General features: G+C 48.9%; 15 protein-coding genes and 1 riboswitch. All 15 genes read left to right on the forward strand.

Annotated elements, in window-relative coordinates; translation table 11 throughout:
* Positions 1–143 precede the first annotated feature (143 nt).
* Positions 144–226, forward strand: a riboswitch (glycine riboswitch).
* 245 nt (positions 227–471) lie between these two features.
* The 15 genes from gcvT to ABC831_RS21320 all read left to right on the forward strand — a co-directional run bounded on the left by gcvT (position 472) and on the right by ABC831_RS21320 (position 17,606).
* Complete coding sequence (gcvT, locus tag ABC831_RS21250) at positions 472–1,563, forward strand: glycine cleavage system aminomethyltransferase GcvT (protein ID WP_343250077.1); 1,092 nt, start codon at positions 472–474, stop codon at positions 1,561–1,563.
* An 83-nt stretch (positions 1,564–1,646) separates the two neighbouring features.
* Positions 1,647–2,024: a glycine cleavage system protein GcvH gene (gene gcvH / locus ABC831_RS21255; protein ID WP_343250078.1), complete on the forward strand. Its 378-nt coding sequence runs from the start codon at positions 1,647–1,649 to the stop codon at positions 2,022–2,024.
* 45 nt (positions 2,025–2,069) lie between these two features.
* Complete coding sequence (gene gcvPA / locus ABC831_RS21260) at positions 2,070–3,389, forward strand: aminomethyl-transferring glycine dehydrogenase subunit GcvPA (protein ID WP_343250079.1); 1,320 nt, start codon at positions 2,070–2,072, stop codon at positions 3,387–3,389.
* Positions 3,386–4,816, forward strand: a complete 1,431-nt coding sequence (gcvPB, locus tag ABC831_RS21265) for an aminomethyl-transferring glycine dehydrogenase subunit GcvPB (RefSeq protein WP_343250080.1) — start codon at positions 3,386–3,388, stop codon at positions 4,814–4,816. The genes gcvPA and gcvPB overlap by 4 nt, the downstream gene beginning before the upstream one ends.
* Entirely contained in the window at positions 4,806–5,804 is a 999-nt protein-coding gene (lplA, locus tag ABC831_RS21270) for a lipoate--protein ligase (RefSeq protein ID WP_343250081.1), read from the forward strand. The genes gcvPB and lplA overlap by 11 nt, the downstream gene beginning before the upstream one ends.
* 146 nt (positions 5,805–5,950) lie before the next feature.
* The gene (lpdA, locus tag ABC831_RS21275) at positions 5,951–7,321 is read left to right on the forward strand and encodes a dihydrolipoyl dehydrogenase (protein ID WP_343250082.1); all 1,371 of its coding nucleotides are present in this window, start codon (positions 5,951–5,953) and stop codon (positions 7,319–7,321) included.
* A 582-nt stretch (positions 7,322–7,903) separates the two neighbouring features.
* Positions 7,904–8,572: a response regulator transcription factor gene (locus tag ABC831_RS21280; RefSeq protein ID WP_343250083.1), complete on the forward strand. Its 669-nt coding sequence runs from the start codon at positions 7,904–7,906 to the stop codon at positions 8,570–8,572.
* A 52-nt stretch (positions 8,573–8,624) separates the two neighbouring features.
* Positions 8,625–9,989: a HAMP domain-containing sensor histidine kinase gene (locus ABC831_RS21285; protein ID WP_343250084.1), complete on the forward strand. Its 1,365-nt coding sequence runs from the start codon at positions 8,625–8,627 to the stop codon at positions 9,987–9,989.
* 127 nt (positions 9,990–10,116) lie between these two features.
* Positions 10,117–10,650 (forward strand): methylated-DNA--[protein]-cysteine S-methyltransferase, encoded by a 534-nt coding sequence (locus ABC831_RS21290; protein WP_343250085.1) that lies wholly within the window; start codon positions 10,117–10,119, stop codon positions 10,648–10,650.
* A 218-nt stretch (positions 10,651–10,868) separates the two neighbouring features.
* The gene (locus ABC831_RS21295; protein WP_343250086.1) at positions 10,869–11,816 is read left to right on the forward strand and encodes a PepSY domain-containing protein; all 948 of its coding nucleotides are present in this window, start codon (positions 10,869–10,871) and stop codon (positions 11,814–11,816) included.
* Between the two features lie 391 nt (positions 11,817–12,207).
* Positions 12,208–12,588, forward strand: coding sequence for an iron chaperone (locus ABC831_RS21300; protein ID WP_343250087.1), 381 nt, complete (start codon positions 12,208–12,210; stop codon positions 12,586–12,588).
* Between the two features lie 220 nt (positions 12,589–12,808).
* Complete coding sequence (locus tag ABC831_RS21305) at positions 12,809–13,822, forward strand: LacI family DNA-binding transcriptional regulator (RefSeq protein ID WP_343250088.1); 1,014 nt, start codon at positions 12,809–12,811, stop codon at positions 13,820–13,822.
* Between the two features lie 340 nt (positions 13,823–14,162).
* On the forward strand, positions 14,163–15,821 hold the full coding sequence (locus ABC831_RS21310; protein WP_343250089.1) for an ABC transporter substrate-binding protein: 1,659 nt from the start codon (positions 14,163–14,165) through the stop codon (positions 15,819–15,821).
* 71 nt (positions 15,822–15,892) lie between these two features.
* Positions 15,893–16,768, forward strand: coding sequence for a carbohydrate ABC transporter permease (locus ABC831_RS21315; RefSeq protein ID WP_343250090.1), 876 nt, complete (start codon positions 15,893–15,895; stop codon positions 16,766–16,768).
* A gap of 1 nt (position 16,769) precedes the next feature.
* The gene (locus ABC831_RS21320) at positions 16,770–17,606 is read left to right on the forward strand and encodes a carbohydrate ABC transporter permease (RefSeq protein WP_343250091.1); all 837 of its coding nucleotides are present in this window, start codon (positions 16,770–16,772) and stop codon (positions 17,604–17,606) included.
* Positions 17,607–17,616 lie beyond the last annotated feature (10 nt).

Raw genomic sequence — 17,616 nt, forward strand, 5'->3', positions numbered from 1 at the left:
ACGCAGTTATTATATGCGGTAATTGGAAAAATCATACAACATTAATATTTTAGAGGAAAAAGCCAATTACATACATTTCCTACAAAGCGGTTGCTCCAGCCATCTATATATGTTAAAATATACCTATAATATGGATAAGTCGGATGATGGATATGGGAGAGACTGTGTAAAGCAGCGCCGAAGGGGAATTGCAAAAACTCTCAGGCAAAAGGACCGTACCCGGACGAGACTCTGGAAAAGCAAGATCACCGAAGAGGCATGCTCCTATTAGGGAGTAATCTTTCAGGTAAACAGACAGAGGCATACGAAAGCTTTTTTCGTATGTCTTTATTTATTTCATAGAAAATGCTCCTATGAAATAAAAACGCTCCGCGGGGATCGCACTACGGCGGAAAGGAAGATGCCGCTCCCTTTATCATCATCCGCTTATCTATAACAAGGTAGTTTCATCTATCAGGAGGGAGTGAGTACATGGAAAAAAAGACACCATTGTACGACAAACACGTGGAAAATCACGGGAAAATAGTGCCGTTTGCAGGTTATCTGCTCCCGGTGCAGTACGAGCAGGGGGTGATCGCGGAGCACATGGCGGTGCGTAAGGCATGCGGCCTGTTTGACGTATCCCACATGGGGGAAGTGCTCTTAACGGGCAGTGGCGCGCTGGCAAACTTAAATATGCTGCTGACCAATGATTTCACGAATATGTATGACGGCCAGGCGAGATACAGTCCGATGTGCAATGAGAACGGAGGGGTGATCGACGATCTGATCGTCTATAAGATCAGGGAAAACCACTATTTCATCGTGGTAAACGCGTCTAACCGGGAGAAAGATTTCGCCTGGATGAAAGCTCATCAACAGGAGGACGCATACTTTGAGGATCTGTCCGATCAGGTGGCGCAGATCGCTCTGCAGGGCCCCAGAGCCCATGAGATCCTGACGAAGCTTACGCCTGAGGAGAAGCTTCCGAAGAAATATTACAGCGCGGTCATGGACGGCAGAGTAGACGACATATCCTGTATTATATCGAAAACCGGTTATACGGGGGAAGACGGTTATGAGCTGTATATGAGTACAGGAGATGCGGGCAGAATGTGGGATCTTCTGCTTAATGCCGGCCGGGAAGAGGGACTGATTCCCTGCGGGCTGGGAGCCAGGGATACCCTGCGCCTGGAAGCCGCCATGCCTCTGTACGGACATGAGATGGACGATGAGATTACCCCGTTAGAGACCGGTCTTGGATTCGCAGTGAAGATGAATAAGGAAGATTTTATTGGCAAAAAAGCCCTGCTGGACAGGGGAGAACCGGTTAGAAAGCGGGTCGGCCTGAAAGTGACCGGCAGAGGGATCATAAGAGAGCAGGAAAAGGTGTTCGCGGATGGAAAGGAGATTGGTTTGACCACATCGGGAACCCACTGTCCATATCTTGGATATCCGGTGGCTATGGCGCTGCTGCCGGTGGAGTATACGGACATCGGCACAAAAGTAGAGGTGGAAGTCAGGAACAGGATGGTCGGGGCAGAAGTAATCCCCATCCCGTTTTATAAAAGAGAAAAGAAATAGTATGCTCAAGCTAATCGGTTCAAGAGAAATAATATTTAAATTAAATGATAATTAAAATTAATAGAAAACAGGAGGAAATAAACATGAATATTCCAAAGGAGTTAAAGTATTCAAAATCCCATGAGTGGCTGCTTTTTGAGGATGAAACCACGGTAACGATCGGTCTGACGGATTATGCTCAGAAGGAATTAGGGGATCTGGTCTTCGTGAACCTGCCGGAAGAAGGGGATGAAGTAACCGCCGGGGAAAGTTTTGCCGATGTGGAATCCGTAAAGGCTGTTTCCGACGTATATTCACCTGTCAGCGGAACCGTAGCTGCCATTCATGAAGAACTGCTGGACTGTCCGGAATCGATTAACGAACAGCCTTACGACGCCTGGTTTATCAAAGTTAAGAACATCACCGGACAGGAAACTTTGATGGATGCGGCAGAATATGAAGCCTATCTGGAAGAACTGTAGGCGCATAGCGGATGGCGTAACCGATTAAATGAAGGAGGATCGTTCATGGGGCGTTATGTAACAAATACAAAAGAGGAGCAGCTTGAGATGCTGCATGCGATCGGCTATGACAGTTTTGACGACTTGTACCGTGATGTGCCGGAGCAGATGCAGATTCACGGGGATTTAAAGATTCCCGCCGGCATGTCCGAGCTGGAAGTTTTAAAGAAGCTTGAGGGGATGGCGGCGAAGAACACGGTATTTCCCCATATCTTCCGGGGGGCGGGAGCCTATCACCATTACATTCCGGCCATCGTAAACAGTGTGACGGAGAAAGAAGATTTTGTCACCGCCTACACGCCGTACCAGGCTGAGATCAGTCAGGGAAATTTACAGTCGATCTTCGAATACCAGACGATGATCTGTGAGCTGACCGGTCTGGATGCCTCCAATGCCTCCGTTTACGATGGAGCTACTGCGGCGGCGGAGGGAGTTCTGATGTGTCTGGACCGGAAGAGAACCGGGATTCTGGTTTCGGCAGCTGTGAACCCTCAGGTGCTGGAGACGATACAGACTTATTGTTACGGCAGAAATATAGAGGTTCAGATCATACCGGAAAAAGACGGCGCAACCGATACGCAGGCACTGAAAGAAATGCTGGATGCGCAGACTGCCTGTGTCTACATACAGCAGCCCAATTACTACGGCATCCTGGAGGATGTGGAGGAAATCGGCAGTCTGGTCCACGAGGGGAAAGCAAAATATGTGGTCGGGTGCAATCCCATCTCCCTGGCCGTATTAAAAACTCCGGGAGAATATCATGCGGATGTGGCAGTGGGCGAGGGGCAGCCTCTTGGAATGCCGATGGGATTCGGCGGCCCGTATCTGGGGTTTATGGCGGCCAAACAGGATATGCTGCGGAAACTGCCCGGCCGGATCGTCGGCCAGACCGTGGATACCCAGGGGAAAAGAGGATTCGTACTGACCCTTCAGGCCAGAGAACAGCATATCCGCAGGGAGAAGGCCAGCAGCAATATCTGCTCCAACGAGGCCCTGTGCGCGATGAAGGCTTCTGTCTATATGGCGGCTATGGGGCCGGAAGGAATGAGACGGGCAGCCATAAACAGCGCATCTATGGCCCATTATCTGGCAGAGAAGCTTCAGGAAGCGGGATGTGCGGTAAAATACAGCCGTCCGTTCTTTCATGAATTTGTAACCCGGTGCCCGGCGGATACCGGGGTGCTTCTGACGCGGCTGGAAGAGGAAGGAATCCTGGGAGGGCTGCCCTTAAGTGACAGGGAACTTCTGTGGTGTGCCACGGAATTGAATACCAAAGAAGAGATTGACCGCCTGGCAGGAATCGTAAAGGAGGTGTGCAGCAGATGAAACTGATCTTTGAGCGCAGCGTGAGAGGGAGAGGCTGTTCGGTGCTTCCTGAATGCGAAGTTCCGGTCTGGGACTTCCGGGAATATGGGAGGGAAAAGGAACTGCGGCTTCCCGAGGTTTCTGAAAATGATATCAGCCGGCATTATACCGAGCTGGCGAAGCGGACCCACGGAGTCAATGACGGCTTTTATCCTCTGGGCTCCTGCACGATGAAATATAACCCGAAAATCAATGAGCGGACGGCGGCTCTCGCCGGATTTACCGGAGTACATCCGCTTCAGCCGGAGCATACCGTCCAGGGATGCCTGGAGGTGTTAAAAACAGCGGAACAGGTTTTCTGTGAGATCACGGGCATGGACCGGATGACTTTCCAGCCGGCAGCCGGCGCCCATGGGGAATTCACCGGCCTGCTGCTGATCAAGGCTTACCATGACAGCAGGAACGATGAGAAGCGTACGAAGATCATTGTTCCGGACTCGGCGCATGGGACGAATCCGGCCAGCGCGGTGATGGCTGGTTATACCGTGGTCAATATCCCCTCCGATCCGGATGGCTGCGTGGATCTTCAAAAGCTTCGGGAGGCGGTGGGAGAGGATACGGCAGGCCTTATGCTGACGAATCCTAACACGGTAGGCCTGTTTGATAAAAATATTCTGGAAATCACCAGGATTGTCCACGATGCCGGCGGTCTGGTCTACTATGACGGGGCAAACTTAAATGCCATTATGGGTGTTACCCGCCCGGGGGACATGGGCTTTGACGTGATCCATCTGAATCTGCACAAGACGTTCTCGACTCCTCACGGCGGGGGAGGTCCGGGCAGCGGGCCGGTAGGCTGTAAGGATTTTCTGGCGCGGTTTCTGCCGTCGGCGCAGGTGGAGGGGGACGGACCCTATACCTTCACCAGGCAGCCGGATTCCATCGGTATGGTAAAGGCCTTCTATGGGAACTTCCTGGTAGTCGTGAAGGCTCTGACCTACGCGCTTATGCTTGGAAAGGATGGCCTGTTGGAAGCCAGTCGGAATGCGGTTTTAAATGCCAACTATCTGATGGAAAAACTGGCGGATAAATATAAGATGCCGTACCATCGGACCTGTATGCACGAGTTCGTCATGAGCCTGGAACAGGAGCATGAACAGATCGATGTGTCGGCCATGGATATCGCGAAAGCATTGCTGGATTATGGAATCCATCCGCCGACCATGTATTTTCCTCTGATCGTTGCGGAAGCTCTGATGGTGGAACCTACGGAAACGGAGTCAAAGGAGAATCTGGATGAGATCGTCCGGGCGTTTGATGAAATATACGAGCAGGCCGGAACGAATCCTGAAGTGGTTAAAGCAGCGCCTCATGTGACGCCTGTGGGCCGGCTGGACGAAGTACAGGCAGCCAGGAAACCCCATCTGAAATACAGCTATGATGAATAAAAGGACGATACTGGTTCATAATGGGACGAATCCCTACCGGAATCTGGCGCTGGAAAACTATCTGATGGACCTGGTGGAGGAACACGAGTGTATCCTTTATCTCTGGCAGAACCGCAGGACTGTGGTTATCGGAAGAAACCAGAACGCATGGAAAGAGTGCCGGACCAGGAGCCTTTCTGAGGATGGAGGGTTTTTGGCCAGACGCTTGTCCGGCGGCGGCGCGGTTTTCCATGATCTGGGAAACCTGAATTTTACGTTTATAGCAAGGCAGCCGTATTATGATGTGGACCGTCAGCTGGCCGTGATCCTGGAGGCTGTGCGCATGTGTGAGATCCGTGCGGAAAAGTCCGGCAGAAATGATCTGGAAGCGGAGGGCAGAAAGTTTTCCGGCAATGCGTTTTACCAGGCGGCCGGTGTGGGATGCCACCACGGTACGCTGCTGATCCGGGTGGATCAGCAGCAGCTGGCCCGATATCTGAACGTATCTTCACAGAAGCTGAAGGCGAAAAGTGTGGACTCCGTCCGCTCGAGAGTGGTGAATCTGGCCGATCTGAACCCGCAGGTTACGGTGGCGGGGATGAAAGAAAAATTGGAGCTGGCTTTTGCGAAGGTGTATGAAGGGCCTGTCCGGCCGATGGACCCTTCCCGTATCCGCGTCGAAAAACTGGAAGCGCTGGAGAATAAATTTTCCTCCTGGGAATGGAATTATGGACAAAGGCTTCCGTTCCAGCATGAGATATCCCATCGCTTCTCCTGGGGAGAGGTACAGCTGCATCTGGCGGTAAACGAAGGGAAAATACAACACGCTCAGATATATTCGGACGCCCTGGATACGGAATATATACCGAAACTGGCGGCAGCGTTAGATGGAGTGCTATATGAACCGGAGTCCCTGAAAGCTGCGGCACAAAAAGTCTCTGCTATGAACTCCATGCAGGAGATGATGAGACAGAACATCACCGGTATACTGCCGGTCCTGTTCGAATAGCGGGTTAGAAATTATAGCCGGAGGAGAGGAGACTGTCCCCGGATGCCGTCTGGAACAGAGTTTAAAAATACCGGAAAAAGAACGAATAACAGCAGAAAATAACCGCAAAACATGGCTAATCAAGAGATAAAAGCAGGGAGGCAAGAATGGCTGAACAATATGATCTTATCGTGATCGGTGCCGGGCCGGCGGGCTATCCCGCGGCGTTAAAAGCTGCCGGTATGGGAAAAAAAGTCGCGGTGGTGGATGCCGGCGGAGTGGGCGGCACCTGTCTGAACCGGGGCTGTATACCGACTAAGACGATTCTGCATACGGCGCTGCTCGTTCAGGAGCTGAAGCAGGGAGAGCGGATCGGTCTCACAGGCGCCGGACCGGCTATCCATTATCAGAAATTAAGGGAGCGAAAAGAAGAGGTAGTCCGGACCTTGCAGGACGGAATAATGAAGTTATTTCAAAAGAATAAAGTCACCCTGTATCAGGGAAGCGCACGGATCACGTCACAGAAAACGGTTAAAATCACAGGTATGGGCGAAGAGGCGGAAGAGCTGACCGGAGATAAAATCCTGATCGCTACAGGTTCCCGGCCGGCCAGCCCGCCGATTCCCGGTGCCGGACTTAAGGGAGTCATGAACAGTGATGAGCTTCTGGAAATGAAAGGAGATCTCTTTAAGAGGCTTGTGATTATCGGCGGGGGCGTCATCGGTATGGAATTTGCCACCGCATACCAGGCAATGGGATGTCAGGTGACGGTATTGGAGAGCATGGAGAGAATTCTCCCGGGCATGGACCGGGAAATTTCACAAAACCTGAAGATGATTATGAAGAAACGGGGAGCGGACATTTACACGGGTGCTCTGGTAAAGGAAATCGTGAAAACAACCGGGGGGCTTACGTGTACCTATACGGAAAAGGGTAAGGAGTGTGAGGTGTCAGCGGATGCGGTACTTATCGCTACAGGCCGCTGGGCGAATACGGAAGGGCTGTTTGAGGATGAAATGTCACCGGAGATGGATCGGGGCTGTATCCTGGTGGACCAGCATTTTGAAACCAGTATACCGGGTATCTATGCGGCCGGCGATGTGACTGGAGGTGTACAGCTGGCCCATGCGGCTACGGCCGAGGCGCTGACCGCGGTGGCGGCTATGTTCAGCGAACCGGCAACCATCTGCCTGGGAACTGTACCGGGATGCGTATATACAGATCCGGAGATCGCCACTGCGGGGCTGACCGCGGATGAGGCAAAGGAGCAGGGGATTCCTGTGAAGATATGCAAATATCCCATGTCCGCGAATGGAAAATCTGTGCTTTCCCTGCAGGAGCGGGGATTTGTGAAAGTGCTGGCGGACCCGGACAGTGGAAGGGTTCTGGGAGCACAGATGATGTGCGCCCGGGCTACGGATATGATCAGCCAGTTTGTGCAGGCGATTGAGATGGGGCTGACGCTTGAGAACCTGGGGAATGTGATTTATCCGCATCCGACTTTTTCTGAGGCTATTGGGGAGGTGAGCCGGGGATAGGGGGGGCCTGATAAGGGGCCGGGAGGAGAGGGAAGGTACGCGGCCATGCAAAGCCGGGCGTCCAATCTCGTGGGGCCGAATCGCTTCGGCCGGACCTAAGAACAGGTAACTCCGATGCAGGGAGAACCTCTTATTGGCAGGGCCTGGAACAAACTCGCCACAATACGGCTCGGACAGTGTTCCAGGCCCTGCGAGGTTCTCCCTGCATCTGCGTAACCTGTTCTAAGGCCCGGTCTCAAGCGATTCGGCCCCACGAGATTGGACGCCCGGCTCCGCATGGCCGCGTACCTTCCCTCTCCTCCCTGCTTTATAGCAGGCTGGGTTGCTTTTGTATGCGGAGTTAGATGAGATGTGTTGTCTTGTGCTTGGCAGGAGGCGCTCCCGGATGATTGGTACACAGCGTTTGATGAGAGGGCTGGGGGGAGGGGTGAGATTGTTTTTTATTTAGATAGGGGTTTGTTTATCTGCCGGCTTTTGGAGTTGGGGCAGTTTTTTTATTTTTAATGTTTCTTTCATGTTTTTGTTATATTATATTAGTAGCTTAAAAAATAGACAGGTTGGCAGTGGAAGGAGAGCGGATTCATGCGTTTGCTGGTAGCGGAGGATGAAAAACATTTGAACGATGTGATAACAAAAATTCTGATCAAGAACCACTATACGGTGGATTCCTGCCGTGATGGGGAGGAAGCACTGGATTGCCTCAGAGGGGCGGAATATGACGCTTGTATCCTGGATATTATGATGCCGAAGGTCAGCGGGCTGGAAGTTTTGAAAAAGCTGCGGGCGTCTGGCAGCAGGATTCCGGTCCTTTTGCTGACTGCGCTGGATCGGGTGGAGGATCGGGTGAACGGGCTGGATGCGGGGGCGGATGATTATCTGGTGAAACCCTTTGCTTTTGATGAGCTGCTGGCCAGGATAAGGGTTATGCTGCGCAGGGAGGGGGGACGTACGGATCACTGTTACCGGGTGGCGAATCTTACGGTGGATTGTGACGCGCGAACGGTGTATAGGGATCAGCAGGAGATCGCTCTGTCCTCCAGGGAATTTTCTATTCTGGAATATCTGGTTCATAATCAGGGGATCGTTTTGAGCAGGGACAGGATCGAACAGCATATCTGGAATTATGACTACGAAGGGGGGTCCAATGTGGTGGATGTTTATATCCGGTATCTGCGGAAAAAAATTGATGACGGTTTCGAGCCGAAGCTGATACACACGGTGCGTGGAGCAGGCTATGTGCTGAAAGTATGATTCGGATGATTCGGCAGGGTTGAGTGTGACTGACGAAGGAAAGAATGTGCCTATGAAGAATATATCGATAAAATCTAAAATAACGATCTGGTATACGATCTTTATGACGCTTCTGGTGATCCTGGTGCTGTGGTTTTTGTTTTTTATCAGCGGAAACAGGGTCCTTTCGGATGCGAAACAGCGCCTGAAGGGTGCTGTCACGGAGAGTTTCCGGGAGATTGATTATGAGGAGGGCAGGTTGGAGTTCGATCATGATCTGCTGGATTATCTGGGACAGGGAATCTATCTTTCTGTCTATGATTCGGAAGGGAGGTTCCTGTATGGGAGGACTCCTTCCCAGTTCCAGGGGGATTCTGTGCTGGTTATGGATGAACTCAGACAGGCGGATTCCAGCCAGGCCCATTGGTATTATTATGATTACTGCAATCCGATCGAAGGGTATGGCAATGTGTGGATTCGCGGGATTACCTCTCAGGAACAGACGGACAGCGCTTTGAGCACGGTAGTCCGGCTGGCCCTGGTACTGCTTCCGTTTCTGGTGCTGTGTATCGCGGCGGGAGGCTACCTGATTATCAGAAGGGCCCTGGCACCGCTGTCAGACATCACCGGTACGGCGCAGAGAATCAGCAGCGGTAAGGATCTGTCACAGAGGATCTGCCTGGGTGACGGTGGGGATGAGGTTCATGGGCTGGCTCATACGTTTGACCGTATGATGGACCGGCTGCAGGAATCTTTTGAAAATGAGAAGCAGTTTACCTCGGATGTTTCCCATGAACTGCGCACTCCGGTTTCAGTGATACTCACACAGAGTGAATACGCACTTCATGTACAGGAAGAACCGGAGGAGATGAAATATAGTCTGCAGGTTATACGCCAGCAGGCTCTGAAAATGTCCGCGCTGATTTCGCAGCTTTTGACGCTGGCAAGGGCGGATAGCGGAAGACAGAAGGTGCATAAGGAGGTTTTGAACCTCAGCGAACTGACACAGATGACCGCAGAAGAACTGATCAATCAGGCGGCTGCCAGGAACATCACAGTCAAGACCAGGATTCAGCCCGGGATTATGGTGGTGGCTGACCAGACGATGATGATGCGCCTGTGGATGAATCTGATCTCTAACAGTATCTCATATGGGAAAGAGAACGGTCAAATACTGGTCACTTTATCAGAAGAAGAGGGACAGATTCAAGGATCTGTCGAGGATGACGGGATCGGCATTCCGCAGGATCAGCTGGATAAGATTTGGAACCGGTTCTATCAGGTGGACACCTCCCGCAGCGCCGAAGAGGGGAAGGGCGCCGGGCTGGGACTGCCTATGGTAAAATGGATCGTCCAGGCCCACGGCGGTGAAATCACGGTGAAAAGCGTATTGCATGAGGGGAGTATCTTTTCATTTACTATTCCGGCTAATGAATGAGAAAGGAAATCTGATCAGTCACAGGAGGACTCTAAATGAGCATTGCTAGGGTATTATTTAAAGCGGCTGTAAAAAACGGTAAAATGGAAAATCGCGGATTCAAAGGAATATTTGGAGGTGTAATCGTATGACCTATACATATCATTATAAGTCACCTTTGGGTGGTATCACGCTTTCGGGCAATGGGAAAGAGCTTACAGGTCTTTGGTTTGACGGACAAAAATACTTTGGGGATACTCTTCCAAACGAATATGAGGAAAAGACCTTGCCGGTATTTGAGCAGACGGCCCGCTGGCTCGATATTTACTTCAGCGGTAAGGACCCCGGCTTCACTCCGCCCCTGTCTATGGAAACAACACCATTCCGTAAAAAGGTGTGGGAAATTATGCTGACTATTCCGTTTGGACAGACCATGACATACGGGGAAATAGCAGACAAAATTGCAAAACAAAAAGGTCTGCTTAAAATGTCCGCGCAGGCTGTCGGCGGCGCAGTGGGACACAATTCTATTTCACTGATTATCCCCTGCCACCGTGTTGTGGGTACAAACGGCAGCCTCACAGGCTACGCAGGCGGTGTTGATAAGAAAGTGCAGCTGCTTACAATGGAGAAAGTGGATATGTCCTCATTCTTTGTTCCAAAGAAGGGAACGGCATTGTGATTTCGGCAGATGCCGATGAAAGGAACGGTGGGAACCGGACAGGATTTATGCCATATAGAGAAAACGGGGAAGTACCTTTTGATGAATATTGCTAAGGAATGGAGAAAGGAAATAAAGTTTATTTATAATTTTAATGTTCTTTTAATATATGATACTTATACTTTAATTAGCAAGACGGATTAAATAATATTTCATGTATTGAAAGGAGTTCAAAAAATATGAAAAAGAGAGCATTCTATACACTGTTTCCAATACTCGGCTTATCTGCCATTCTGCTGATCGGGTGTGGTTCCAGGGAGGAAGTCCCGCCTGTTACACAGCAGATCGCCGCTTCCAAGGAGACGGCCCAGCCTGAGAAAAGCGCAGCGTCCGTAGATGTAACCCAGAATGAATTAAACAACAGCGCCCAGCCGGCCAAGGGGGAAGGGGTGCCGATCCAGTCACAGGAAGGCCAGCCATCAAGCGGCGCAACGGCCTCAGGTTTCATCGGTGAGGAAAAGGCGAAGCAGATTGCCCTGTCCCACGCCGGAGTCAGCGATGCGGATATTTCTTATATGAAGGTCAAACTGGACACCGATGACGGAAAGAGCGAATATGAAGTCGAGTTCTATTCCGGGAATAAAGAATATGATTATGATATTGATGCCGTATCGGGAACCATTTTAAGCATCGATTACGATATTGAGTCCAGGGAGTTTGCCGGAGCAGATATGCCGGCCGGTTTGATCAGTGAAGAGGAGGCCGGGAAGGCTGCTCTTGGCGACGCAGGTGTCGGGGAAAGCGATCTTTCCTATCTGAAAACGGAACTGGATTTCGATGATGGAGTATACCGATATGAGGTAGAATTCTATGCGGATAACCAAAAGTATGAGTATGATATCGATGCCTCCAGCGGAGAAATCCTAAGCAAAAGCTCCGAATTGAAAAATAAAACAGCCGGCGCCGGCGCTTCCGCTTCGCAGATCAGTGAGAGTGATGCAAGGCAGATCGCGCTTCAGAAAGTGCCGGGAGCTTCTGATTCGGATATCCGGATGAAACTGGATAAGGAAGACGGCAGACTCGTCTATGAAGGGAAAATTATTTACAATGACATGGAATATGAATTCGAAATAGATACCACTGACGGTTCGGTGCTGAAATGGGAGGAAGAATCAGTATTTAACTGATTCGGTGAGCGGCTCCCGGCTATATAAAATGCGGTTCTATCCAAAGAGGAGGAAGAGACGCATGATATATGGCCGGGAGTCTTTATTTATTTCATAGGAAAGTACTCCTATGAAATAAAAAGCTCCGCGGGGATCGCACTACGGCGGAAAGGAAGATGCCGCTTACGCGGCCCGCCGTAGGCGGAGAGTTTCGCAAGCAAAACTCTTTTTATTCCATCCGCTGAAGCAAAGAACGCAGAGTGAATAATGTCCATACTAATCCATATAATAATTTCAGCGGTACAATGGATTGGAAGTGTTATACATTATAAAGCTGTGTGAAACGATGTCCGGCAGTAAACAAGCAAGATTCAATGGTAAATGGACTATTGAGAAAGCAGAGGAAACTAATATGAGCGGAATTCATGTTTTTGAAGAGTATTTGGAGAAGATAGAGGATTTGACCCAGCAGGCGAGAGTAGCGGAAGTTTTAAAATGGGTGATGGATAAATTCCCGGAATTAGCACCTAAAGTTGCGTGGAACCAGCCCATGTTTACCGAGCATGGGACCTTTATCATCGGTTTTAGCGTGTCAAAGCAGCATATGGCAGTCTCACCGGAAAGGGCCGGAATTGAGCATTTTTCGGATGAGATAGTAAAAGCGGGATATGAGCACAGCCAGCAGTTAGTACGTATCCCGTGGAACAAACCGGTGGATTTTTCTTTGCTTAAACGGATGATAACCTATAATAAGCATGACAAAGCGGAATGCACTACATTCTGGCGGAAGTAGCCTTTCCGTTTGATTTGTTTTACGAATGATACGGTTATATTTTCCATACTGGGAATCAACAGAAAACATATGTTACCCGGGTAAATAATGTGGCAGAAAGTTGTTGACAAAATATACTATGAATGCTAAGATTAAACTTATAAATAAGACTAAATAAACAAAATATAACAGAAATTTTTTTTGAATTATAATTTACCCGGGTAAAATAGGAGATGAAAGAATGAAAGCAACCAGATCAGATGTGGCAAAGCTGGCGGGCGTATCGACCGCGACAGTATCGAACGTACTGAATCAGTCAGGTAAAGTGAAAGAGGAAACGGTACATAAAGTAATGGAAGCTGTGAAAGTGCTGGATTACCGCCCGGATATGATAGCCAGAAGTATGTCCACCAATCGCACCATGCAGGTGGGAATCGTGCTGGAGGATATTTCAAATCCCTTTTTCGGGGAGATCGCCAGGGGATTCGAAAGCGCGGCAAATGAAAAAAATTATTTTGTAAATATCTGTACAGGTTTTAATAAACTGGATGACTATTTCGATAATTTTATCACACGCAGGCTGGACGGGGTTTTTGTGACGGCGATACCCTATAAATTCAAAGTAAATAAGCTGTATGATCTGGTAGACCGTGGAATTAAGATCGTAACCAGCGGCAATGTGGAGGTGGATTACCGCAGAATCGCTTCGATTGAAAACGATTATATCACCGCTATGAAGGAAGCGATAGAATACCTGTATGGAATGGGTCACAGGGAGATTGCTTATCTGAGTGGTCTGGGAAGGAACCTGCCTTACGATTTAAGATGTATCAGTTATAAGAACATGGTAAATAAACTGGAACTGCCCTGCCGGGATACCCTGCTGATCGACGGAAAATATCCTTATGCGACCAGCATGACGGAAGGCTACGACGCCGCGAACCGGCTGATGAATCTGGGACATAAATTTACGGCGGTTATCTGCGGTAATGACCTGATGGCGTTAGGCGCCATGAAAGCATTCCGGGAAAAGGGGTTTCTGATTCCGGAAGACGTATCGGTTATGGGGATTGACGGTATTTCCTTCGGAAAGTACTGGGAACCTTCGCTTACCACTATGGCAGTGGATCAGAACAGATTTGGTCGTAAAGCCTTTGAACTTCTGTATGCGGACATGATGGAAGACACGATCAGCTATTATCGGAATACGCTGGAACTGACTATTCGGAAATCAACTGCAAAATGCTGCAGATGATATATTAGAAAAGAAGAAAAAGGAGGAGGCAGGTTATTGCAAAGGGAAATAAAGAGGTAAATAAAAAGGAAAATGAAAAGAAAAGGGAGGTGGCTTTCCTGAGAAACAAAAAATAACTGTTTCCCAATACGGCCTCGGTGGAACGATAATCCGTGGAAAACAGCACAAATATTATATCATATGAAAATGGATAAAACAAGAATACAAAAACAGATTCATTTTTAACCTCATTTTTACGTCATTTTTAAAGGAATTTTTAAACTGATTTTCAAATTTATTAAAACGTTTTCACGAATACTTGGAGACATAAATCATGGATTCATAGAAAAGGAGAACAATCATGAAAAGGAGAAATCAAGCAATTTCCCTGTTATTGACAACTGTAATGACTTTCTCAATGATATTAAGCGGATGCGGTAATTCTGATACGGACAGCAAACAGAATGCAGGCGGACAGGCTGCGCAGCCGGATGCCGCAGCTTCAGCGGCGGCACCGGCTCCGGCAGACGGAACAGAAGCAGCCTGGGATACCGGCAAAGAAGATACGATCATATTATCCGTCATAAATAACTTCTATACAGCCGGAGAAAAAAAGCTGGCGGAAGAATACATGAAGCTTCATCCGGAGACAAAGGTGGTTGTGGATGTGATTTCCGATAACGACGCCTATCTGACGAAGATGGTAACCTCTTTGAGTGATGACAAGAAGGAGAACGCCCCGGATATCGTGCACGGTAATTTTGTGGGTATGGCTCTGACGAACAATAGCATGGATCTGGCCGTGGACAAAGGGTATCTGTATGATATGACCGAAATGCTGGATGAAGAAAATCCCTATAATGGGAATGCCAAGGTCAGGGATGTGTTTGAGGAGGATGACCTCACCCGGGTATTAAGCAACAGCGGCGGCAAATACCGGCCTTATCTGCCGTTTGATAAGATCGGATTTGCTTTTTTCTACAACAAAGACATCTTTGAAGCAAATAACATCCAGGTACCGGAAACTTATGAGGAAGTAGTGGAAGTATGCCAAAAGTTAAAAGACGCCGGATACGACGTACCGCTGTCGGCCGGATATGAGAGCTTCCGGCTGGGGAATACATTGGCTGACGCTATCTACCGCGCAAAAGAAGAGGAGTTTTTGATTCAGCCGGAAGACGCGCTCTGGGATGAAAATACGATGGCTTCCAATAAAGGTTTCAAATTCGACGAAGCCCGGCCGAACTGTGATCAGTTCTGTGTGTTAAGCCCTGAGAGGATGCTGAAATACGGAATTGAAAATGGAGCGGACACGCCGGAAAATAAGGCAATGTGGACCGAGTTCCAGAAGCTGGGCCAGTATTTCCCGAAAAACTGGATCGCAGCGGAGAGTACCCAGTGTATCGCCGACTTTGAATCCCAGATTTCCCCGATGCTATATCAGGCCAGTTTTAATGCGGGACTGATCTTAAGTGATATCAACCAGCTGTCAGGAGACATGGCATTTGACTGGGCAACATTCCAGATCAATTCCTTTGAGAATCCGCCGGAAGGTTTCCAGAAAGATCTGAGAAGCTACTGGGATTTTGGAAATATCATGAGTATCATCGATAAAGAGGACAGCGACCATATGGCCAGAGTGAAGGATTTCTACAAATTCTGGTATTCGCCGGAGGGTGCACAGCTCTGCTATGAGGAGACGCTGACCAACGGTAATTACGTGCAGGGTCCCTGTGTCATCAAAGGAGTAACATTAAGTGAAGAACTGGAAGGAATTCTGGCAGGATTCGAGCCGGTAGCTCCTTCAAAAGAGTGGAATTCAATTACCGGGCTGGAGCGGTCCAATCAGGCTGACATACCAAAATTCAATGATGCTGTTATCCGCTATACCAATAAGGAGCTGGATGTGGATGGTCTGTTAAAAGAGCTTGATCCCATCTATTCGAATTATAACCAGGATGCGAAGACAGCGGGCGGCTATGACCTTAATCCCGCTACCGATGATACGCCGAAAGAATAACCATTTAAGGAATCAGGGGTGCCGGCTCTGAGCCGCGGCACCCCTGAGTTAAAAAGACGAGGAGGATGGTTGTGAAAAAATCAATACTTGCAAAATTGCTGCCGTACCTGTTTCTGACGCCTACCTTGATTTTGATGGCAGTGTTTTCTTATTATGCCATCGGAAACGCGGTATATACGTCATTTACGGACTCCACCTTCGGAGTGTCTTCTACGATGGTGGGATTTACGAATTATATCGCGGCATTCAAAGATGAAATGTTTTTGACTTCCTTTAAAAATCAGGCGATTATAACGGTGATGGCCGTATTGAACAGTGTCTTTTTCCCGCTTTTCGCATCGGAAATCCTGTTCTTTATCAAACATAAGAAAGTGGCCGGCTTTATCAAAACCGCTTTTGTCATCCCTATGCTGATTCCACAGATCGTGACGATTCTGATATGGAAATATTTATATAATCCGAATTTTGGCTTCAATTCTATATTACGGGCGCTCGGAATGGGCGGACTGACACATAACTGGCTGAACGAAAAATCTACGGCTTTGATCTGTATCATTCTGATCGGATTTCCGTTTATTTCCAGTATGTATTTTCTGATTATGCATACGGGGCTGAATGCGATCGGAGATGAATTATATGAGGCGGCTATCGTGGACGGAGCTACTTCGATGGAAGTCGTGCGCTATATACATTTTCCCAATATGAAATCTTATATCAAAGTGGTGGTCACCCTGTCCCTGATCGGCAGCCTGTCCGGATTCGGACTGATTGCCGCCACGACGGGAGGAGGGCCCGGATATTCTACCATGATACCGGCCCTGCAGATGTATAAGATCGCTTTCGGGGATGGGAAGTTTGGATACGCGTCGGCTCTGGGGGTGGTTTTATTTATCGTGATCATCCTTCTGACCCTGGCATCCAGAAAACTGCTGGGAGAGGAGGAATAATATGCGCAGTCACAGAAAAATAGGCGTTGGATATCTTTTAAGCAGATTGTTACTGATTCTTCTGCTGGCCGCTACTTTTTTCCCGGTTCTCATGATGATCAATATGTCACTGAAACCGAATGTTATGATCGTAAATGATTTTCTGGGGTTACCGGAGAAGATATACTGGATTAATTTTCAGAAAGCATTTCACTTTGTGATACGGCCGATCTTCAATTCCATGTTTGTATGCCTGATTTCCCTGATCCTGATTCTGATCGTGGTGGCGCTGTCGGGCTATACGTTTGGCCGCATGGAATTCAAAGGAAGAAAACTTTTATATACCCTGGTGCTGGCTGTTATGATGATCCCCTATACACTTTTAATCATCCCCAGCTATAACATTGTAAATGGGATGCACCTGTTAAATACTTTCTGGGCACTGATTATCCCATATGTGTCCGGGCAGCAGATATTTGGAATTATCCTGGCGGAGGCTTTTTACCGAAGCCTGCCGGGTGATATGTTCGAGGCAGCCAGAATCGACGGTGCCAGTGAGACCTATGCCTTTGTGAAAATCGCGGTTCCGCTTTCGAAGCCGATTCTGATTACCGTGGGAATCACGGCGGTAGTCGCCATGTACAACGATTATATCTGGCCCACGGTTGCCATAACCGGCGGAGATGAGATGAAGACATTCTGTCAGATCGTATTTAATAACGCGGCGGGGAAAGGGGCGACGGACATGGGTCTGATCGCGGCGGCGTTCCTGATCGGGACGATACCGCTGCTGGTGGCCACTTCCAGCTGCCTGAAGTACTATGTGCAGGGAATGATGGTAGGGGCGGTCAAGGGATAGACAAATAACA

It is taken from the genome of Diplocloster hominis (assembly GCF_032380655.1).
Classification (GTDB): domain Bacteria; phylum Bacillota; class Clostridia; order Lachnospirales; family Lachnospiraceae; genus Diplocloster; species Diplocloster hominis.